Annotated in this window: 17 protein-coding genes; 5 read left to right on the forward strand and 12 right to left on the reverse strand. The window is 62.5% G+C overall.

All coding sequences use genetic code 11. The annotated features are described in order from the left end of the window. Window positions 1-2,344 precede the first annotated feature (2,344 nt). From CEJ45_RS21145 to CEJ45_RS21155, 3 genes are read right to left on the reverse strand one after another with little or no spacing between them, the layout of a single operon-like run. A complete protein-coding gene (locus tag CEJ45_RS21145; protein ID WP_088757032.1) occupies window positions 2,345-3,823 on the reverse strand; it encodes an efflux transporter outer membrane subunit in 1,479 nt (492 codons plus the stop codon). After that, window positions 3,823-5,391, reverse strand: a complete 1,569-nt coding sequence (locus tag CEJ45_RS21150) for an MDR family MFS transporter (RefSeq protein ID WP_088757033.1) — start codon at window positions 5,389-5,391, stop codon at window positions 3,823-3,825. The genes CEJ45_RS21145 and CEJ45_RS21150 overlap by 1 nt, the downstream gene beginning before the upstream one ends. Further along, a complete protein-coding gene (locus CEJ45_RS21155; protein ID WP_088757034.1) occupies window positions 5,388-6,593 on the reverse strand; it encodes an HlyD family secretion protein in 1,206 nt (401 codons plus the stop codon). Before CEJ45_RS21155 ends, CEJ45_RS21150 begins: the two co-directional genes overlap by 4 nt. A gap of 190 nt (window positions 6,594-6,783) precedes the next feature. On the opposite strand from CEJ45_RS21155, the gene CEJ45_RS21160 reads away from it, so the two are divergent. Then, on the forward strand, window positions 6,784-7,308 hold the full coding sequence (locus CEJ45_RS21160; RefSeq protein WP_088757035.1) for a MarR family winged helix-turn-helix transcriptional regulator: 525 nt from the start codon (window positions 6,784-6,786) through the stop codon (window positions 7,306-7,308). Window positions 7,309-7,402: 94 nt separating this feature from the next. Here the strand turns inward: CEJ45_RS21160 and pip are convergent, their stop codons facing one another. Both pip and CEJ45_RS21170 read right to left on the reverse strand, forming a co-directional pair. Continuing rightward, entirely contained in the window at window positions 7,403-8,371 is a 969-nt protein-coding gene (gene pip / locus CEJ45_RS21165; RefSeq protein WP_088757036.1) for a prolyl aminopeptidase, read from the reverse strand. A 67-nt stretch (window positions 8,372-8,438) separates the two neighbouring features. After that, window positions 8,439-8,900 carry an Lrp/AsnC family transcriptional regulator gene (locus CEJ45_RS21170; RefSeq protein WP_017454720.1) on the reverse strand — a complete coding sequence of 154 codons (462 nt, stop codon included), beginning with the start codon at window positions 8,898-8,900 and terminating at the stop codon, window positions 8,439-8,441. Between the two features lie 198 nt (window positions 8,901-9,098). Between CEJ45_RS21170 and CEJ45_RS21175 the strand changes: the two genes are divergently transcribed. From CEJ45_RS21175 to fnr, 4 genes are all read left to right on the forward strand, one after another. Then, window positions 9,099-10,166 (forward strand): 1-aminocyclopropane-1-carboxylate deaminase, encoded by a 1,068-nt coding sequence (locus CEJ45_RS21175; RefSeq protein WP_008330525.1) that lies wholly within the window; start codon window positions 9,099-9,101, stop codon window positions 10,164-10,166. 231 nt (window positions 10,167-10,397) lie between these two features. Beyond that, entirely contained in the window at window positions 10,398-11,024 is a 627-nt protein-coding gene (locus tag CEJ45_RS21180; protein ID WP_088757037.1) for an OmpW/AlkL family protein, read from the forward strand. 206 nt (window positions 11,025-11,230) lie between these two features. Further along, on the forward strand, window positions 11,231-12,349 hold the full coding sequence (locus tag CEJ45_RS21185; protein ID WP_229297080.1) for a fatty acid desaturase: 1,119 nt from the start codon (window positions 11,231-11,233) through the stop codon (window positions 12,347-12,349). Between the two features lie 360 nt (window positions 12,350-12,709). After that, a complete protein-coding gene (gene fnr / locus CEJ45_RS21190) occupies window positions 12,710-13,561 on the forward strand; it encodes a fumarate/nitrate reduction transcriptional regulator Fnr (protein WP_088757039.1) in 852 nt (283 codons plus the stop codon). A gap of 118 nt (window positions 13,562-13,679) precedes the next feature. Here fnr and CEJ45_RS21195 read toward each other — a convergent pair whose 3' ends face one another. The 7 genes from CEJ45_RS21195 to ccoN all read right to left on the reverse strand — a co-directional run bounded on the left by CEJ45_RS21195 (window position 13,680) and on the right by ccoN (window position 19,416). Further along, a complete protein-coding gene (locus CEJ45_RS21195; protein WP_088757040.1) occupies window positions 13,680-13,937 on the reverse strand; it encodes a hypothetical protein in 258 nt (85 codons plus the stop codon). 75 nt (window positions 13,938-14,012) lie between these two features. Next, window positions 14,013-14,558, reverse strand: coding sequence for a FixH family protein (locus CEJ45_RS21200; RefSeq protein WP_088757041.1), 546 nt, complete (start codon window positions 14,556-14,558; stop codon window positions 14,013-14,015). 54 nt (window positions 14,559-14,612) lie between these two features. Continuing rightward, complete coding sequence (gene ccoG / locus CEJ45_RS21205) at window positions 14,613-16,100, reverse strand: cytochrome c oxidase accessory protein CcoG (protein WP_088757042.1); 1,488 nt, start codon at window positions 16,098-16,100, stop codon at window positions 14,613-14,615. Window positions 16,101-16,240: 140 nt separating this feature from the next. Further along, entirely contained in the window at window positions 16,241-17,173 is a 933-nt protein-coding gene (ccoP, locus tag CEJ45_RS21210; protein WP_088757043.1) for a cytochrome-c oxidase, cbb3-type subunit III, read from the reverse strand. Next, window positions 17,166-17,357: a cbb3-type cytochrome oxidase subunit 3 gene (locus CEJ45_RS21215; RefSeq protein ID WP_088757044.1), complete on the reverse strand. Its 192-nt coding sequence runs from the start codon at window positions 17,355-17,357 to the stop codon at window positions 17,166-17,168. Before CEJ45_RS21215 ends, ccoP begins: the two co-directional genes overlap by 8 nt. A 4-nt stretch (window positions 17,358-17,361) precedes the next feature. Then, window positions 17,362-17,976: a cytochrome-c oxidase, cbb3-type subunit II gene (ccoO, locus tag CEJ45_RS21220; protein WP_039784824.1), complete on the reverse strand. Its 615-nt coding sequence runs from the start codon at window positions 17,974-17,976 to the stop codon at window positions 17,362-17,364. A gap of 12 nt (window positions 17,977-17,988) precedes the next feature. After that, a complete protein-coding gene (gene ccoN, locus CEJ45_RS21225) occupies window positions 17,989-19,416 on the reverse strand; it encodes a cytochrome-c oxidase, cbb3-type subunit I (protein WP_088757045.1) in 1,428 nt (475 codons plus the stop codon). Between the last annotated feature and the right edge of the window lie 41 nt (window positions 19,417-19,457).

The raw sequence follows: 19,457 nt of genomic DNA on the forward strand, positions 1-19,457 counted from the left end.
GCGGATTAATCGCAGGCGAATTAGCCACAGGCGGATTCGTCGCAGGTGGATTCGTCGCAGGCGGAGTAGTCACAGGCGGATTAATCGCAGGCGGATTCGTCACCGGTGGATTAGTCACAGGCGGATTAATCGCAGGCGGATTCGTCGCAGGCGGATTCGTCGCAGGTGGATTCGTCGCAGGTGGATTCGTCGCAGGCGGATTCGTCGCAGGCGGATTCGTCACAGGCGGATTCGTCACAGGCGGATTCGTCACAGGCGGATTCGTCGCAGGTGGATTCGTCGCAGGCGGATTCGTCACCGGTGGATTAGTCACAGGCGGATTCGTCACAGGCGGATTCGTCACAGGCGGATTCGTCGCAGGTGGATTCGTCGCAGGCGGATTCGTCACCGGTGGATTAGTCACAGGTGGATTCGTCGCAGGTGGATTCGTCGCAGGCGGATTCGTCACCGGTGGATTAGTCACAGGCGGATTCGTCACAGGCGGATTCGTCGCAGGTGGATTCGTCGCAGGCGGATTCGTCACCGGTGGATTAGTCACAGGCGGATTCGTCGCAGGCGGATTCGTCGCAGGCGGAGTAGTCACAGGCGGATTAATCGCAGGCGGATTCGTCACCGGTGGATTAGTCACCGGTGGATTAGTCACAGGCGGAGTAGTCCCAGGTGGATTAGTCACAGGCGGATTCGTCACAGGCGGATTAGTCGCAGGTGGATTAGTCGCAGGTGGATTAGTCGCAGGCGGATCAGTCGCCGGTGGATTAGTGACAGGCGGATTCGTCGCAGGCGGATTAATCGCAGGCGGATTCGTCACCGGTGGATTAGTCGCAGGTGGATTAGTCGCAGGCTGATTCGTCACAGGCGGATCAGTCGCCGGTGGATTAGTCGCCGGTGGATTGATCACCGGCGGATTAGTTACAGGCGGATTAATCGCAGGCGGATTCGTCACCGGTGGATTGGTCACCGGTGGATTGGTCGCAGGTGGATTAGTCGCAGGCGGATTCGTCACAGGCGGATCAGTCGCCGGTGGATTAGTTACAGGCGGATTAATCGCAGGCGGATTCGTCACAGGCGGATCAGTCGCCGGTGGATTAGTTACAGGCGGATTAATCGCAGGCGGATTCGTCACAGGCGGATCAGTCGCCGGTGGATTAGTCACAGGCGGATTCGTCACCGGTGCATTAGTCACAGGCGGACTAATCGCAGGCGGATCAGTCGCAGGCGGATTCGTCGCAGGTGGATTGATCACCGGCGGATTAGTTACAGGCGGATTAATCGCAGGCGGATTAGTCACAGGCGGATTAGTCACAGGCGGATTCGTCACCGGTGGATTAGTCACAGGCGGACTAATCGCAGGCGGATCAGTCGCAGGCGGATTCGTCGCAGGTGGATTAGTCGCCGGCGGATCAGTCGCAGGTGGATTAGTCGCCGGCGGATTAGTTGCAGGTGGATTAGTTGCAGGTGGATTCGTCGCAGGTGGATTCGTCGTAGGCGGATCAGTCGCAGGAGGATTAGTCGCTGGCGGATTAGTCGCTGGCGGATTCGTCGCTGGCGGATTCGTCGCTGGCGGATTCGTCGCAGGTGGATTCGTCGCAGGTGGATCAGTCGCAGGCGGATTAGTTGGAGGCGGATTCGTCGCAGGTGGATTCGTCGCAGGTGGATCAGTCGCAGGCGGATTAGTTGGAGGCGGATTCGTCGCAGGTGGATCAGTCGCAGGTGGATCAGTCGCAGGTGGATCAGTCGCAGGCGGATTAGTTGGAGGCGGAGTGGTCTCCGATGAGGTTGTATTTTGTGTAATAAATAATGTCGGGTTCGTTCCTGACAGTGCGGACTGTGCACCGGCTGGCATGCTAAGGACCGGGCCCAGCGTCAGCACTACGGCTATGTAGAGACTCTGCTTGCGCAGACCACCAGGCGACATCGTTTCGACCCGCTTGGTCTGTTTATTTTGCTTCTTCATCTTGCCATCCTATATTTTGGGCGGATGCCATTTCAGATTGAAATCTGTATTCCACCCTTGTTTTATCCCTCCCTGCCTACCGGCTTTAACCGATTTATGTAGAGGCGCATTGTCTTAGGGAGGATGACATTTCAGTCATTGTCTATTGGTGCAGATCGAGCAAAAGAAGCGTCCGTTTTCATGAGTCTGAGAAGACGCGACCGCGAGGAAGAGAAGAGGAAGCGCAGACCCGCAGACTGGCCCGACAGTCAGGATCATTAGCGCACCTGGGCAACGGTGCCACACAAAAGAAGAAAAAAAATCGCCGCATGCATAGCTACACGCGGCGATTTGGAGGTAAGGATCAATTCAGATGACACGAGCCGGAGCAACCCTGTCAGCTAGCAAATTTCAGAGCGCTTCCTCCGACCACCCCAACCCCAGCGCCTTCTGGATCCCTACAAAACTGCGGGTCAGATTGGCCTCGGCCTGCAACAGGTTCTGCTGCGCCGTGATCTGCTGGCGCGTGGTGTCGAGCACTTCGATCAGCGTACCGGTACCGGCCTGGTAACGCTGCCGCGCCAACACCAGCGCACGGTCGGCCGAGACCTTGGTGCGCGCGATGGTGGCCACGCTCACCCGCCCATAGCGGAAGCGCGAGAGCGCATCCTCGGCATCGCGCAACGCTTCCAGCACCGACTGGCGATACTTCATCTCGGCCTCGTCGCGCACCCGCTCGGCTTGCGTGACACGCGCCTTGGCGCGGCCAAAGTCGAGGAAATTCCAGCTCAACATGGGCGCACCCAGCGCCGCAAAATCATCCAGGCGCGTCAGGTCAGATGGATGCGTTCCACCCAGCCCGATCACGCCAAACAGCTTCAGGCTGGGGTAGCGCGCCGCTTCAGCCTGCCCGATCTTGGCCGTGTCGGCCGCCAGCGTGCGTTCAGCAGCCCGCACATCAGGACGGCGACGCAGCAGCGAGACCGGGTCCCCCACCGCCACCTGCTGCGGCGGCAGCGGCACCGGGGCAGTGGCCGCCAATTCCACATCCAGCGTGCCCGGCTCCTGTCCCAGCAGCGTGGCCAGTTGATTGAGGTAGGCATCGCGCTCGGCCTGCAGCGGGACCAGATCGGCACGGCTGGCATCAAGCTGGTTCTGCACGCGCAATTGATCCAGCGAAGAGGCCGTGCCGCGCTCGACGCGCTGTCCGGTCAGCTGCAGCATCTGCTCCTGCGCCTGCACCGCTTCCTGGCCCAGCGACAGACGCAGCTGGCGCTCGCGCAGGCTGATGTAGGCACTGGCCACCTCAGCGGCCAGGCTCACCTGCACATCCGCCAGCGTAGCCTGCGCCGCATCAGCGGTAGCGCTAGCCGCTTCCACAGCACGGCGGCGGGCACCGAAGAGATCGATCTCCCAGCTGGCGTCAAAACCGACGCTGTAGAGATTGGCGCTGGTCGGCGAGCCATTGCCGGAACTGGAGCCGCCGGTCAGCGCGCCCAGGTTGGCCGGTGGCAGGCGCGCATGCCCGGCCAAGGCCGAGGCACCGACGCTGGGTGCGGCATTGGCCTGTTCCAGCGCCAGGCCAGCACGCGATTGCTGCAGGCGGGCACGCGCCACGCCCAGGTTCGGATTGGCTTGCAGGGCGCGCGCGATGAGGCTGTCCAGTTCGCTGTCGCCCAGCCCTTGCCACCACTGGTTGATCGGTGCGGCAGCATTGGCGCTGTCGCCGCCGCGCACGAAGTGCTGGGTGTGCGCCGCTTGCGGGGCGGCATCGGGCGGGCCGGCGTAGTCCGGTCCGAGGGCGGAACAGCCGGCCAGCAGCGCGGCGGCCGCCAGCGCGATCAGGTGCACGGCCGGGAAGGAAGAGGAAGTCTTGTCCATGTTGATCATCAATGAGAAGCCACCGGTGCGGCATTGGTCGGCAAGGGGCGCAGGAACAGCACCAGCGGAGTCACGCAGAGGATGGCCACGCCCAGCAGCCAGAACAGGTCGGCATAGGTCATGGTCAGCGCCTGCGCCTGGATGGTGGCGCCCATGAGCTGGATCGCCACATCCTGCCCGCCCAGCAGATGGCCTTGTGCGGCGATGCCGGACTGCACCAGGTCGGAATTGGCGTTGAGGCTTTCTTCGAGGCGGCGGCTGTGCAGCCACAGCCGCTGGTCCTGGATCACGGCGATGGCCGCCAGCGCCAGCGAGCCACCGAGATTGCGCGCGGCACTGTAGAGGCCGGACGCATCCCCTGCCTGCGACGGCGGCACCGAGCGGATCGCCGCCTGGTTCAGGAACAGCATCGCCAGCACCGTGCCGACCCCGCGCATCAGCTGGGAGGCCACGAAGGATCCGCCATAGGACAACGGGCTCAGGTCGGTCTCAATGAAGGCGGAGGTCGCCAGCAGCAGGAAGCCGGTGCCCACGGCAATGCGGATATCCACCAGCCTCATCAGCAAGGGCGTGAAGGGCATCATCAGGATCATCGGCACGCCCGAGAGCAGCACGATCCAGCCCGACTGCAGCGAGTTGTAGCCGGCGATGCCGGAGAGGAACTGCGGGATCACGTAAGCCGTGCCATAGAGCGCCACGCCGACGATCATGGCCATCATCACCACTGACCCGAACTGGCGGTCGCGCAGGAGCCGCAGCTGGATCACCGGATGGCGCGCACGTACCTGGCCGATGGCCAGCAGGATGAAGCCGAGCAGGGAGGTAGCGGCCAGCCAGCGGATATCGGGCGAGGAAAACCACTGCTCGCGCTCGCCTTCCTCCAGGACCACCGTCAGTCCACCCAGGCCCAGCGCCAGGCCGGCGATACCGAACCAGTCGGCCTCGGCCAGCTGCTCGAACTTGGGCCGTTCATAGGGAATGGCCACCAGCAGCAAGGTGATCAGGGCCGCCCCCACTGGCAGGTTGATGAAGAAGGCGTAGTGCCAGCTGACGTTCTCGGTCAACCAGCCACCCATCACCGGCCCCAGCACCGGCCCCAGGATGGCGGTAGCGCCGAACAGGGCATTGCCGACCGGCTGCTGCGAACGGGGCAGGCGCGTGGCGATGATGGTCATGGCCGTGGGAATGAGCGCGCCGCCGGTGAAACCCTGCCCCACCCGGCCCACGATCATCATCGGCAGCGTGGTCGAGAGGCCGCACAGCACCGAGAACAAGGTGAAGAGGCTGGCGGCAGTGAGCAGCAGCACCCGCAATCCCAGCAGCCGTTCCAGCCAGGCCGACATGGGGATGATGACGATCTCGGCCACCAGGTAGGCGGTGGCGATCCAGGTCCCTTCCGTGCCTGAGGCACCGATTTCGCCCTGGATGGTGGGCAGGGAGGAATTGACGATGGAGATGTCCAGCGTGGCCATGAGCGCGCCCAGCGTGCCTGCGGCCACCGCCAGCCAGGCGGCGGCGTCGGCCTTTTCCGGCTGGGCGCCCTGCCCTGCGGGCTTGGCGGGGGCGGCGCTGCTCACTGTGGCTCCTTGCGGGTGGCGTTGCTCTCGCTGTTGCGCTCGCGCAGCGCACGCAGTTCATCCTTGGCCGCGATGGTGTTGACTTCCACCGTCACCGACAGGCCCGCCACGAAGGCGCGGGTTTCTTCCGGCGTGGCATCGACGGCCACGCGCACGGGGACGCGCTGGACGATCTTGGTGAAGTTGCCGGTGGCATTCTGCGGCGGCAGCAGCGAGAACTGGGCGCCGGTGCCCGGCGAGAGGCTTTCCACATGGCCGTGGAATTCCACGCCCGGCAAGGCATCGACCTTGATGATCGCGGGCTGGCCAATGCGCATGATGCCGATCTGGGTTTCCTTGAAATTGGCCGAGACGTAGAAACGAGTCGGAACCACGGTCATCATGCGCGTGCCGGGCGAGACGAACTGGCCGACACGGACCTGCTTGTCACCGATGCGGCCGTCGACGGCGGCGCGGATTTCGGTATAGCCGAGGTTGACACTGGCGGCGTCGTATTGCGCCTTGGCCGTCTCGCCCTGGGCCTGGGCCTGGCGCACCTGGGCCTGCAGCGAGCGCACCCGCAGCTGTGCGGCATCCAGCGCGGCGCGGCGTGCGGCGACCGTGCTGCGCGCCTGGGCCTGCTGGTTGCGCAAGGTGGTCAGGCGTTCACGGGTTTCGGCACCGGAGGCGGCCAAGGGCGTGTAGCGTTCCACTTCGGCGGTGGCGAATCGGGCATCTTCGTCGGCGGAGGCCAGTTGCGCCTTGGCCTGTGCAATGGCGGCCTGCTGTTCGGCCAGTTGGGCATTGGCGGCTTCCTCGCTGGCGCTGGCGGCGTCGATCTGGGCTTTGGCCTGGGCGGCCTGGGCGGAATAATCGCGCGCATCGATGCGCACCAAGGGCTGGCCGGCCTTGACGATCTGGTTGTCCGCCACCAGTACCTGGTCGACATAGCCGGTGACCTTGGAGGACACCGTCACGCTGTCGGCTTGGACGAAGGCGTCGTTGGTGCTCTCCAGGTACTTGCCGCGGAACTGGTAGTACAGCACCCAGGCCGCCACGATCAGCAGCACCAGCAAGCCCAGCGCACGCAGGATGAAGCGGGCCCGCGGACTCATGCGTTTCTTGGGAGCGGTGTTCTTGTTGCTGCCGGTGGTGGAGGCATCCGGCTGGGAAGGACTGGCTTCTGTATTGCTGGATGTGCTGCTGGGTGTGGCGTCTGTCATCTTTTTTATCCTAATATCTGGGCGCGGAGGGCTGCAAACTGAATCAATACACTGGCTGAACTGTGTTGATGACGGGCAATACACTTCACACGCCAGCACCAATACAGTGGCAATACGGGGTCAATACAGCTTTCCCCAACCGAACGGGGAAATTAATGAGGTACCATATGATATGGTATCTGGAAAAATCATGTCTACAGGCTTTACAAACGATGACAGCAGCAGTGCCGCCGAGGCCCTGCGCGACTTCTACATCCGCTCGCACCGAACGCTGGACAAGCTCATGGCCGGCGAAGGCGCCTCATTGGCGCGCAACAAGATGCTCGGCCACATCGAGCGCAACAGCCCGGTGCGCGCGGCGGACCTGGCGACGGCCTTTGGCTTCGCGCCGCGCACCATCACCGAGGCCATCGATGCCCTGGAACGCGATGGACTGGTCCAGCGCACTGGCGACACCACTGACCGCCGGGTCAAATACATCGCTTTGACAGCGTCGGGCAAAGAAGTGCTGCGGGCCTCGGAGCCGGTGAAAAAAACCTTCATCGACGGACTGTTCGCTGCCTTGAACGAAAAAGAAATCGCGGCGCTGACCACTGTATTGGGCAAGCTCAACCATCGGTTGGCTGAATTGGAAGAGGTGGTTTCCTCAAATGCACCGCTGCCCGCCGCAACAACGGATGAGCTGCCCGCCAAACGCAGCCGCAAGAAAAGCTGAAACGACCGAACAGGCATAAAAAAAACGCTCCCGCAAAGGGGAGCGTCAGGCAGGCTGTGCGGCCAGATCGCTGGCCGCGTTCAGCGCAAAAGCATCACAGTTCGGCGAATCGATCGGTGGCCGCGATCAGCTGGTCGAGGATGCCGGGTTCGTTGTAGGCGTGCCCTGCGCTGTCGATCAGGTGCAATTGCGAACCGGGCCAGGCCTGGTGCAGGTCCCACGCCGACTTGGCCGGGGTGGCCAGGTCGTAGCGGCCTTGCACGATCACGCCGGGAATGCCTTCCAGGCGCGAGGCATTGGCCAGCAACTGGCCCTCCTCCATGAACCCCTTGTTGAAGAAGTAGTGGTTCTCGATGCGCGCAAAGGCCAGCGCGAATTGCGCATCGTTGAAGGAATCGATCAGGCCTTCATCGGCCACCAGGGTGATGGTGCTGGCCTCCCAGCGGCTCCAGGCCCGCGCGGCCTGCAGTTTGGCCGCCTCGTCGTCGCCGGTGAGGCGCTTGCGATAGGCATGCACCAGGTTGCCGCGCTCGGCCGCCGGGATCGGGGCCAGGAATTCGTCCCAGCGATCCGGCACCATCCACGAAGCCCCCTCCTGGTAGTACCAATCCAGCTCGGCCTGGCGCAACAGGAAGATGCCGCGCAAGACCAGTTCGGTCACGCGTTGCGGATGGGTCTGTGCATAGGCCAGCGCCAGCGTGCTACCCCAGGAGCCGCCGAAGACCTGCCAGCGCTCGATGCCCAGCAGTTCGCGCAGGCGTTCGATGTCGGCCACCAGGTCCCAGGTGGTGTTGGCATCGAGGTTGGCATGCGGCCGCGAGCGGCCACAGCCGCGCTGGTCGAACAGGACGATGCGGTATTTCTCCGGATTGAAAAGTCGGCGATGCGAAGGGCCGCAACCACCACCGGGGCCGCCGTGCAGGAACACCACCGGCTTGCCCTTGGGGTTGCCGCAGACTTCCCAGTAGACCTGGTGACCGTCGCCGACATCAAGCAGGCCGTGGTCATGCGGTTCGATGGGAGGATAGAGTCCGCGCAGGGTGGCAGGAGCAGAAGTGGTCATCAGCAGATCCTTGAGGGTGAATGCAAAAGTTGCAGTATAGGATGGTCAGGACAAGAACGCAGCGTCGTCATTCCACCACGAGTTCCGGATTGTTCTTCACCTCGTTGAGCACGAAGAATGAACGCAACTGCCGCACGCCCGGTAGCCGCAGCAGCGTATTGGCGTGCAGGCGATTGAAGGCCTGCAGGTCCTTCACGCGCAGCTTGATCCAGTAATCGAATTCGCCGGCCAGCAGCAGGCACTCCTGCACGGCAGCGATCTCGCGCACCGCTTTCTCGAACTCGGCGAAGCTTTCAGGGGTGGAACGGTCCAATACCACGCCCACCGTCACCAGCACCGGCAGTCCCAGTTTCTCGGGGTCGAGGATGGCCCGCACTTCCTTCACATAACCTTCGTCCATCAGCCGTTTGGTGTGGTTCCAGCAGGCCGTGGCGCTCATGCCGAGCTTCTTGGCCAGCTCGGCATTGCCGATGCGGCCGTCCTTCTGCAGCGCCTTGAGGATGCGCTTGTCCATGCGGTCCAGTGACATGATGAATCTTTCTCTGAATTCAGTTTTATCGCAATTTTCTTTGCATGAAATAATTTATATCGCTTTTTCATCACGAATCATGCCATAAATTCGGAAGCACCATTTAAATCCTCCGGCGTAAAGTTGATCCCGGCGATTCACCATGAATCGGACCAGATTCGGACCCCTTTCGACCATCCACCTGAACCGGAGCACTCCATGCTGGCACTCGACAAACTCTTCCCTCGCAAGACCCTGGGCTTCTTCCCTTCCCCCATCCACAAGCTGGAGCGCTTGTCCGCCATGCTGGGCGTGGAAGTGTGGGCCAAGCGCGATGACGTCTCCTCGGGCCTGGCCTTTGGCGGCAACAAGATCCGCAAGCTTGAATGGCTGGTGGCCGATGCCCTGGCCAAGGGCTGCGACACCCTGGTCTCGATCGGCAACATCCAGTCCAACCATACGCGCCAGGTCTGCGCAGCCGCCGCCGCCGTGGGCATGAAGTCCTATACCGTGCAGGAAACCTGGCTGGAATGGGATGACCCGGTCTACGACAAGGTCGGCAACATCCTCTTGACCCGCATCATGGGCGGCAACCCGATCATGGGCGGCTATGGCTACTCCACCACCGAGAAGGACACCTGGGCCCGCGCCCTGGAAGAAGTGCGCGCCAAGGGCGGCAAGCCCTATGCGATTCCGGCCGGTGCGTCGGACCACCCGCTGGGCGGCCTGGGCTATGCCAACTTCGCCGATGAAGTGGCGATGCAGGAACAGCAGCTGGGCATCTTCTTCGACAACATCGTGGTGGCGACCTGTACCGGTTCCACCCAGGCTGGCATGGTGGTCGGTTTCGCCGCCCAGGAAAAGCGCCGCCGCGTGATCGGCATCGACACCGCCGATGACGAAGCCATGACCCGCCGCGCCGTCACCAAGATCGCCAACGACACCAGCGAGCTGATCGCCGCCAAGGGCGGCAAGCGTGTGGTGGTGCGCGACGCCGACATCGAGATCATCCCCGACTACAGCGGCCCGGCCTACGGCCTGCCGAGCGAGCAGACCATCGCCGCCATCCGCACCGCCGCCGAGATGGAAGCCATGCTGACCGATCCGGTGTATGAAGGAAAATCCATCGATGGCTTGATCGACATGGCCAAGAAAGGCCATTTCAAGGGCCAGCGCGTATTGTACGCCCACCTCGGCGGCGCACCGGCACTGAACGCTTATTACAAGGCTTTCGAAGATCCGGAAAACCTGACCAAGCTGGCCCGCGAAGCGCGTTACAAGGAGTAAGCGGACTCCCCTGGACCAGGCGGATATCCAGGCAGCGCCCCTTGTCGCTGCCACGCTCCACACCAAGCCCGAGCCTGTTCCTGCAGGCCGGGCTTGTGTCGCTTTTGCGCGGCAAGTTCCCGCTGGCGAAGGCATTTTCGCCCCATGTGGCCACGCGCTTGATCGGCATCAAAGCCTGCAGAAAGCTTCACGCGTACCTTTCGGACATCCTCACTCGACAGGTAAAACACCGTGAAAAAAATCGTCACCCTTACTGCCGCCGTAGCCGCCCTGGCTTCCTCGTTCGCTGCTGCTCCCGTGTTCGCGCAAGAAGCGCAAAGCCCGTGGCTGGTGCGCGTGCGCGCCGTCAACCTGAGCCCGGATAACAAGTCCGACCAGGTCGGCGGCACCGGCGCCTCGGACCGCATCAGCATCAACAACAAGGTGATCCCCGAGTTCGACGTCAGCTACTTCTTCACCCCGAACATCGCTGCCGAACTGGTGCTGACCTATCCGCAAAAGCAGGACGTGCGCCTGGACGGCAACAAGATCGGTACCTTCAAGCACCTGCCGCCGACCCTGACGCTGCAATACCACTTCATGCCTGAAGCGGCCTTCAGCCCCTACGTCGGTGCCGGTATCAACTACACCCGCATCTCCAGCGTGAACCTGGCCAACGGCCTGCAACTGGACAGCAGCAGCGTCGGTGGCGCCCTGCAGATCGGTGCCGACTACAAGATCAACAAGAACTGGCTGATCAACTTCGACATCAAGAAGGTGCAGATCTCCAGCGACGTCAAGACCGCTTCCGGCACCAAGGTCAGCAACGTCAAGATCGACCCGTGGCTCATCGGCGTTGGCGTGGGTTACCGTTTCTAAGGTATTCTTGCCGCACCCAAACGGCGCGATCCGTCATCCATGATGACCGGTCGCGTTGTTTTTTGGGATCCGCGCTAACGTCCCCGCCACCGGTTTTCCGGCCGCCATTCCTTGCAATGCCATCCGCCTTTGCAGCGTTAGCTGGAGCAGTCTCCTGCGGCATGCTCCGCCTGTCCACCGTTTGATAGTAGGAAGAGGTAATTACGATGTCGACGACTTCGCACCCCAATACCCCGGTCGCGCCCGGCGCGCCGATGCCCCATCGCAAGATCATCCGCTCCTGGGTGATCCCCATCAGCCAGCGCAGCACGGCCATCGCCCTGGCGCTGTCGGTGCTGGACTTCTGCCTGTTCGGCGCCAGCCTGGCGGCCATCGTCTGGGCCCCCTGGCTGCTGGCCAAGATCGCGCTGGGCGTGGTCAATGGCTTCATCATCGGGCGCCTGTTCATCCTCGGCCACGATGCCTGCCACCAGGCCTTCACACCCAGCCGCAAGCTCAACACCTGGCTGGGCCGCCTGCTGTTCATGCCTTCGCTCACGCCCTATAGCCTGTGGGCGGTCGGCCACAATGTGGTGCACCACGGCTATACCAACCTGAAGGGTTTTGATTTCGTCTGGCAGCCGCGCTCGCTGGAAGAGTTCCGCGCCCTGCCGCGCTGGAGACAGCGCCTGGAGCGCATCTACCGCAGCGGCTTCGGCCCCGGCCTGTACTACATGATCGACATGTGGTGGAAGCGCATGTACTTCCCCTCGAAGAAGCAGATGCCCACCCGCCGCGCCGAATTCATGTGGGATGGCGTACTGGTGACCGCCGTGGCCGCCGTCTGGATCGCCGGCCTGGCTTGGGCGGCGCAGGCGACCGAACAATCGTTCTGGACCCTGCTGGTGACCGGCTTTGCGATTCCGCTGCTGTTCTGGAAGGCCATGATCGGCTTCGTGGTGTATGTGCACCATACGCATACCTCGGTGGCCTGGTATGAAGACAAGATCACCTGGGCTGCTGCGCAACCCTTCGTCTCCACCACCGTGCACCTGACCTTTGGCCGCTACTGGGGTTCGCTGCTGCATCACATCATGGAACACACCGCGCACCACGTGGACATGAGCGTGCCGCTGTATCGCCTGAAACAAGCGCAGAAGAAACTGGAAACCATGCTGCCCGGCCGCATCGTGATCCAGCGCTTCTCCTGGCGCTGGTATTTCGATACCGCGCGCCGCTGCAAGCTCTACGACTTCAAGCGCCTGTGCTGGACCGACTATCGTGGCCGCCCGACCAGCACCCCGCTGCCCTTGCCGGAGATGAGCAAGCCCACGGCAGAAGCCTGAGCAGGAGCCATGGCCGCTCCATTCAGGCAGCCACGAAGACGCTGAAGTTTCAATAACAAGACGGTCGCATGGAAGGGCATTCGCGGGTCCCCGGTAACCCCGCGATACCGCCCACTTTCCCCCATCAAGGCCGCTTCTCTTCCACACTGTCAGCCGTTGTCATTGGCTGTCAGTTCTGATGTTTTTCGGTGAAATCCGCCATCGCACGGCAGCCCTGCCCGCCCTTTCGGGCGCTTACTTGGACCAAGTTTGATCTGAGACAAGAAATGCCGTCTGATTCGGGAATACTGTGCTTCCTATCACGTTCCGCGCACTTAAAATCGAGTCATTCGATTGCCACAAGTCCGCCGGGAACATCGTATGAACCAGCCTTGCCACTCCACTTCGCTCGCCGCTGCCAACAATGGCGCCGCTCCCCTGACCCAATGCTCGCCGCTGACCGCCGCGCGCGAAGCGGCCGCCAGCTCTGCACTGCGCAGCTGCACCGCTTGCGGCATGCACCAGCTGTGCCTGCCCATGGGCCTGGATGAATCCGACATGAAACGCCTGGACAAGATCATCGGCCGCCGCAAGGTTGCCCGCGATGACTTCCTGTACCGTATCGGCGACCGCTTCACCGCCCTCTATGCAGTGCGCGTGGGCCACTTCAAGACTTATCAGGAAAACCTCGACGGCGACCGCCAGATCACCGGTTTCCAGATGCCTGGCGAACTGTTGGGCATGGATGCCATCAGCACCGAGCAGCATCAGTGCGATGCGGTGGCCCTGCAGGACAGCGAGGTCTGCGAGATCCCGTTCGCCCGCCTGGAACAGCTGTTCGGCCAGATCCCGCATTTGCTGCGGCATTTCCACCGCATGATGAGCCACGAAATCACCAGCGAACAGAACGTCATCATGCTGCTGGGGAACATGCGTGCGGAGCAGCGTTTTGCCGCCTTCCTGGTGAATCTGTCTTCACGTTATGCTGCACGCGGCTATTCCTCGACGCGCTTCCAGCTGCGCATGACGCGCCAGGACGTCGGCAACTACCTGGGCCTGACCATCGAGAGCATCAGCCGCCTGATTTCCAAGTTCCGCAAGCAGGGCCTGCTGGCGGTGGAACAGCGCGATGTAGAGGTGGTGGACCTGGCCGCACTCAAGCGCCTGGCTGCCGGCGTCGATGCCTGCACGCCGGCACCGGCGGCCACAGCGGCGGCGCGTGCGAGCACCTGATCCGTTTAACGATCAAAGGCTTGAAACCGGGCAACAGCACCGGTTTCAAGTCCGCTCAAACGCACTCAAGCCAACCAACCCAGCTCAGCTCAGTGTTGATTGATACGCTCCGGGGCGCTCAGCCCTGGACGTAATGACGCAAGCGCTCTCTCGGCAGTGCCCGCGTCAGCCGCACGGCCAGCAGGCCGCAGGCGGCAAAACTTCCCCAGAAACAGAAGAAACCTACGGTATAGGCACCCAGCGCTTCCCATTCCCGGCCGGACGCCATGGCCAGCTCCTCGGGATTGAACAGGGAAAAGAACACGCCTTCGGCCGCGATGGCCATCAGGAAAGCCACCCAGACCACGATGGCGAGATTGCGTTGCTGTTTGCGCATGGCTGTCTCCTTGACGCATGAAGTTTCATCCGAAGATGGCCGGTCTTGAAGCCGGCTTCACTCCAGCTTAGCGCATTATTCGGCCGGTGCGTAGGCCTCCGCATTCATTTCGATGCTGCGCTGTTGCGGCCACACCCAGGCCCCGTGCAGGCGCCAGCTGTGGCTGCCATCCTCGGCCACCAGACGCCAGCGCGCCTGTTCCATCTCCGCCAGCGGTACCGAGAAGCTGCCGTCAGCGGACGGACGCACCAACAACGTGCGGTCCTTGGCCGGCTGGGTCGGGTGCACCAGGTTCAGGACCAGCGTCTGGCCCTCTTCGCCGGCGGCAGGCATCTGGCGCATCTGCAGGCGGCCGCGCAGTACAGCGGCGGCCGGGTCATAGGCGATGCCGATGGCCGCGCCCAGGCGCTGCGCCTCATGATCGCGGCGCAAGTCCTTGTTGATGGCCTTGCCTTGCTTGTAGTAATCGTCAGCCACCAGGGCATCGGCGCGCGAGATGGCCAGCCAGGCGGTAAAGATCCCCGCCACCACCACCACGGCCGGGCCGGACATCAGCAGCCAGGGCCAGCGATGACGGTACCAGGGAGCGCTGTTGCCAAGCTTGGGGGAGATGGTTTGCATGGTTTCCTCTCGATATGACGTTAAGTTCATGTGACCTGTGGCGCCTGCACGCGGTCAGCGGCGCGGCACCAGGAACACCGCCTTCTCGCTGACATGCAGCGCGGGCTGGTCCTCGGCCTGCAATTCGATATGAATCTTGTTGGAGCCGGATTCACCTGCCCCATGCGGTGCCCTCACCCGCACCGGTACCATCAGGGTCTGGGTAGCGGCCAGTTCGATGGGGCCGGACGGATCAACGCTCAGTCCGTCGATGCCGCTCGCACTGATGCGATAACGATGGCCACGCTCATCGGTATTGATGACTTGCAAGCGGTAGACGTTTTCGATGATGCCGTCCTCGACCTCGCGGCCCATGGAACCGCGATCGCGGATCACATCCAGCTTCAGCGGCGTACGCACCACCAGCGAACCGAGGAACAGCGCGATTACGGCGCCCAGGATGGCGGTGTAGATCAGGATGCGCGGGCGGAACAAGCGACGGCGGATCTCCGGCGTCGAGAAGCCCTGCTCGATGGCGTTCTCGGTGGAATAGCGGATCAGGCCGCGCGGGCGGTCGATCTTGTCCATGACGCTGTCGCAGGCGTCCACGCAGGCTGCACAGCCGATGCACATGTATTGCAGCCCCTGGCGGATATCGATCCCGGTCGGGCAGACCTGGACACACATGGTGCAATCGATGCAATCCCCCGCCTTGCGGCCTTCCTGCAGCTTGGCCGCCTTGGCCGCCGGCATGCGCGGTTCGCCACGGGCGTTGTCATAGGTGATGACCAGCGAGTCGCGGTCGAACATGGCGCTCTGGAAGCGGGCATAGGGGCACATGTACTTGCACACCTGCTCGCGCATCCAGCCGGCATTGCCGTAGGTGGCAAAGGCGTAGAAGACGATCCAGAAGCTCTCCCACGGACCCAGCGCGAACTGGCCGATTTCCGGCAGCAGCTCGCGGATGGGAGAGAAGTAGCCGACGAAGCTGATGCCGGTCCACAGCGCCAGGCTGCCCCAGGCCAGGTGCTTGGCGGACTTGCGCCAGAGCTTGTCGAACGACCAGGGCTGGCGGTCCAGGCGCATGCGGGCGCTGCGGTTGCCCTCGATGCGGCGTTCGATCCACAGGAAGATCTCGGTGTAGACCGTCTGCGGGCAGGCATATCCGCACCAGACGCGGCCGGCGATGGCGGTGAAGAGGAACAGGCTGAAGGCGCAGATGATCAGCAGCGCGGCCAGCCAGATGAAGTCTTGCGGCCACAGCACCAGGCCAAACAGGTAGAACTTGCGCGAGGCCAGGTCGAACAGTACGGCCTGGCGCTCGTTCCAGTTGATCCACGGCAGGCCGTAGAACACGAGCTGCGTCAGGAACACGCACAGCCAGCGCAGGCTGGCAAAGCGTCCCTGGATCTCGCGCGGGTAGATCTGTTCACGTGCGGCATACATCCGAACGACGGCATATTCATCCTTGCCCTCCTTCTTCGGCACATCCTGCTGCGTTCCTGCCTCGGGTGGCGGGTCCCCTTCCTTGCCCTGCCTGGGTGTCATTGCGGCCTTGTTCATGGTCTTGCCTGCTCTGCTTTCACTCTCTGTCATGCGCCCCTTGGCCGGGCGCGGCCGATATGGCCATCACGAAGAACGCCGGGGCCGCGCAGTTCTGCGACTGCGTCGGCCCCGGCGCGGGTTCAACTGCTCATCGGAGCCTACTTGGCCTCGGCATTGCTGGGCTTGTTGGACAAGCTCCAGACATAGGCCGCCAGCACGTGCACCTTGGGTTCACCGAGGAATTCGCCAAACGCCGGCATGGTGTTGTCGCGGCCCTTGTTGATGGTTTCCTTGATGGTGTCGATGCTGCCGCCGTAGAGCCAGATCTTGTCCGACAGGTTGGGCGCGCCCAGGGCCTGGTTGCCCACTCCGCCAGGGCCGTGGCAGGCCATGCAGGCGGCGAACTTGGACTTGCCCAGCTCGGCCTTGATCGGATCATGGGCGGAATTGGACAGGCTCAACACATAGTTGGCGACGTTGTCGACATCCTTGTCCGTCCCCACCGCAGCAGCCATGGGCGGCATGACGCCGTGACGGCCCTTGAGGATGGTTTCCTTGATGATCTCGGGCGTGCCGCCATGCAGCCAGTCGTTGTCAGTCAGGTTGGGGAAGCCCTTGTTGCCGCGCGCATCCGAACCGTGGCACTGCGCGCAGTAGGTCAGGAACAGGCGCTCGCCGATGGCATGGGCCTGCGGATCAGCGGCCACTACCTTCAGGTCCTTCTTGAGGTAGCTGTCGAAGAGCGGTCCGTACTTGGCTTCGGCCTGCTTGACGTCGGCATCATGCTCGCCGGTGGAACGCCAGCCCAAGGTACCGGGCAGGTTGCCCAGGCCCGGGTAGGCGATCAGGTAGCCCACCGAGAAGATGATGGTGATATAGAACAGCCACATCCACCAGCGCGGCAGCGGGTTGTTCAGTTCGGTCAGGTCGTCGTCCCAGACGTGGCCGGTGGTCGAGCCGGCAACCGGCTGGTCGCCCTTCTTGACCTTCCAGCTGGACTGCTGCCACAGCAGCAGCGCGCAACCGGCGATGCCCAGCACGGTCAGGACGATGATCCAGATGTTCCAGAAACCATTGGTGAAATCAGCCATGGCGCACCTCCTTGTCGCTGCTGGCGGCGGGCTGGCCGATGTCGCCATCGGCGAAGGGGATCATTTCGGCTTGCGTGAAATCAGCGGGCTTGTGGCCGACATAGGTCCACCACAGGATGCCGACAAAGGTGATGAAGCTGATCAGCGTGATCAGGCTGCGTGGGTCGGTCAACATTTCAATCATGGTCTTATCTCTCCGCCTTGATCAGGATACCCAGGCCTTGCAGGTAGGCGATCAACGCATCCTGTTCGGTCTTGCCGGCCAGTTCTGCCGGGGCATTCTTGATGTCTTCTTCTGTGTACGGGTCGCCGATGCGCTTCAATGCCTTCATGCGCGAGACGATGTCGTAGTTGTCCAGCTTGGCCTGCTCCAGCCACGGGTAGGCCGGCATGTTGGACTCCGGTACCACGTCGCGCGGGTTGTGCAGGTGAGCGCGATGCCATTCATCGCTGTAGCGGGCACCGACGCGGGCCAGGTCTGGACCGGTACGCTTGGAACCCCACTGGAAGGGGTGGTCGTAGACCGACTCACCGGCCACCGAGTAGTGGCCATAACGTTCGGTCTCGGCGCGCAGCGGGCGGATCATCTGCGAGTGGCAGTTGTAGCAGCCCTCGCGGATGTACACGTCGCGGCCAGCCAGGCGCAGGGCCGAGTAGGGCTTGAGGCCGGCGATCGGTTCAGTGGTCGATTTCTGGAAGAACAGCGGCACGATCTCGGCCAGGCCACCCACACTGACCACCAGCAGCACCAGGCCAATGAGCAGCCAGGGGTTCTTCTCAATCCATTCATGCGAAAACTTCATACTTTCCCCCAATCAGTGCGCAGCGTTGGTCACGGCAGGAATCGGTGCGACAGCCAGTTCGGTGCCGCGCATGGTGCGCCAGGTGTTGTAGGCCATCACCAGCATGCCGGACAGGTACATCAGGCCGCCCATCAGACGAATGATGTAATACGGGTAGGTTGCCTTGACGCCTTCGACGAAGCTGTAGGTCAGGGTGCCGTCGGCATTGACCGCGCGCCACATCAGGCCTTGCATCACGCCGGCGATCCACATTGCAGCGATGTAGAGCACGATGCCAATGGTGGCGACCCAGAAGTGGATCTCGATCAGATCCTTGCTCCACATCTCGGTCTTGCCCGACAGGCGCGGGATCAGGTAATACATCGCCCCCATGGTGACGAAGCCGACCCAGCCCAGGGCACCGGAGTGCACGTGGCCGATGGTCCAGTCGGTGTAGTGGGACAAGGCGTTGACGGTCTTGATGGCCATCATCGGACCTTCGAAGGTAGACATGCCGTAGAAGGACAGCGACACCACCAGGAACTTCAGGATGGGATCGGTACGCAGCTGGTGCCAGGCGCCCGACATGGTCATCATGCCGTTGATCATGCCGCCCCAGGACGGTGCCAGCAGGATCAGCGAGAACACCATGCCCAGCGACTGGGTCCAGTCAGGCAATGCGGTGTAGTGCAGGTGGTGCGGACCGGCCCACATGTAGGTGAAGATCAGGGCCCAGAAGTGCACGATCGACAGGCGGTACGAATACACCGGACGGTTGACCTGCTTGGGGATGAAGTAATACATCATGCCCAGGAAGCCGGCGGTCAGGAAGAAGCCCACCGCGTTGTGGCCGTACCACCACTGGATCATGGCATCCTGCGCACCGCTGTACATCGAGTACGACTTGGTCAGCGTGGCCGGCATGGTCATGCCGTTGACGATGTGCAGGATGGCCACGGCGATGATGAAGGCGCCGTAGAACCAGTTTGCCACGTAGATGTGCTTGACCTTGCGCTTGATGAGGGTGCCGAAGAACACCACGGCGTAGGCCACCCAGACGACGGCGATCAGGATGGTGATGGGCCATTCCAGCTCGGCATATTCCTTGCCGCGGGTCAGTCCCATCGGCAGCGTGATGGCCGCACCGAGGATCACCAGCTGCCAGCCCCAGAAGGTGAAGGCCGCCAGGAAGTCGGAGAACAGCCGCACCTGGCAGGTGCGCTGCACGACGTAATACGAGGTTGCCATCAGCGCGCAGCCGCCGAAGGCAAAGATCACTGCGTTGGTATGCAAGGGACGTAGCCGGCCGAAGCTCAGCCAGGGAATCCCCATGTTCAATTCGGGCCATGCCAGCTGGGCGGCGATGATCACACCGACCAGCATACCGACTACGCCCCACAGGATGGTCGCCACGGTGAATTGGCGCACAACCGTGTAGTTGTAGCTATTTTCTTTGCTCACGAAACTCTCCCCACTTTGTTGAGTACTGTTCAATGCGAGCT

This window comes from Herbaspirillum aquaticum (genome assembly GCF_002213425.1).
Taxonomy (GTDB): domain Bacteria; phylum Pseudomonadota; class Gammaproteobacteria; order Burkholderiales; family Burkholderiaceae_D; genus Herbaspirillum; species Herbaspirillum aquaticum.

What these genes read in the sequence shown, in the direction of transcription:
- CEJ45_RS21145 (WP_088757032.1), bottom strand. Translation starts at nt 3,823, where the DNA reads ATGATCAACATGGACAAGACTTCCTCTTCCTTCCCGGCCGTGCACCTG.
- CEJ45_RS21155 (WP_088757034.1), bottom strand. Translation starts at nt 6,593, where the DNA reads ATGACAGACGCCACACCCAGCAGCACATCCAGCAATACAGAAGCCAGT.
- CEJ45_RS21160 (WP_088757035.1), top strand. Translation starts at nt 6,784, where the DNA reads ATGTCTACAGGCTTTACAAACGATGACAGCAGCAGTGCCGCCGAGGCC.
- pip (WP_088757036.1), bottom strand. Translation starts at nt 8,371, where the DNA reads ATGACCACTTCTGCTCCTGCCACCCTGCGCGGACTCTATCCTCCCATC.
- CEJ45_RS21170 (WP_017454720.1), bottom strand. Translation starts at nt 8,900, where the DNA reads ATGTCACTGGACCGCATGGACAAGCGCATCCTCAAGGCGCTGCAGAAG.
- CEJ45_RS21175 (WP_008330525.1), top strand. Translation starts at nt 9,099, where the DNA reads ATGCTGGCACTCGACAAACTCTTCCCTCGCAAGACCCTGGGCTTCTTC.
- CEJ45_RS21185 (WP_229297080.1), top strand. Translation starts at nt 11,231, where the DNA reads ATGTCGACGACTTCGCACCCCAATACCCCGGTCGCGCCCGGCGCGCCG.
- fnr (WP_088757039.1), top strand. Translation starts at nt 12,710, where the DNA reads ATGAACCAGCCTTGCCACTCCACTTCGCTCGCCGCTGCCAACAATGGC.
- CEJ45_RS21195 (WP_088757040.1), bottom strand. Translation starts at nt 13,937, where the DNA reads ATGCGCAAACAGCAACGCAATCTCGCCATCGTGGTCTGGGTGGCTTTC.
- CEJ45_RS21200 (WP_088757041.1), bottom strand. Translation starts at nt 14,558, where the DNA reads ATGCAAACCATCTCCCCCAAGCTTGGCAACAGCGCTCCCTGGTACCGT.
- ccoG (WP_088757042.1), bottom strand. Translation starts at nt 16,100, where the DNA reads ATGAACAAGGCCGCAATGACACCCAGGCAGGGCAAGGAAGGGGACCCG.
- ccoP (WP_088757043.1), bottom strand. Translation starts at nt 17,173, where the DNA reads ATGGCTGATTTCACCAATGGTTTCTGGAACATCTGGATCATCGTCCTG.
- CEJ45_RS21215 (WP_088757044.1), bottom strand. Translation starts at nt 17,357, where the DNA reads ATGATTGAAATGTTGACCGACCCACGCAGCCTGATCACGCTGATCAGC.
- ccoO (WP_039784824.1), bottom strand. Translation starts at nt 17,976, where the DNA reads ATGAAGTTTTCGCATGAATGGATTGAGAAGAACCCCTGGCTGCTCATT.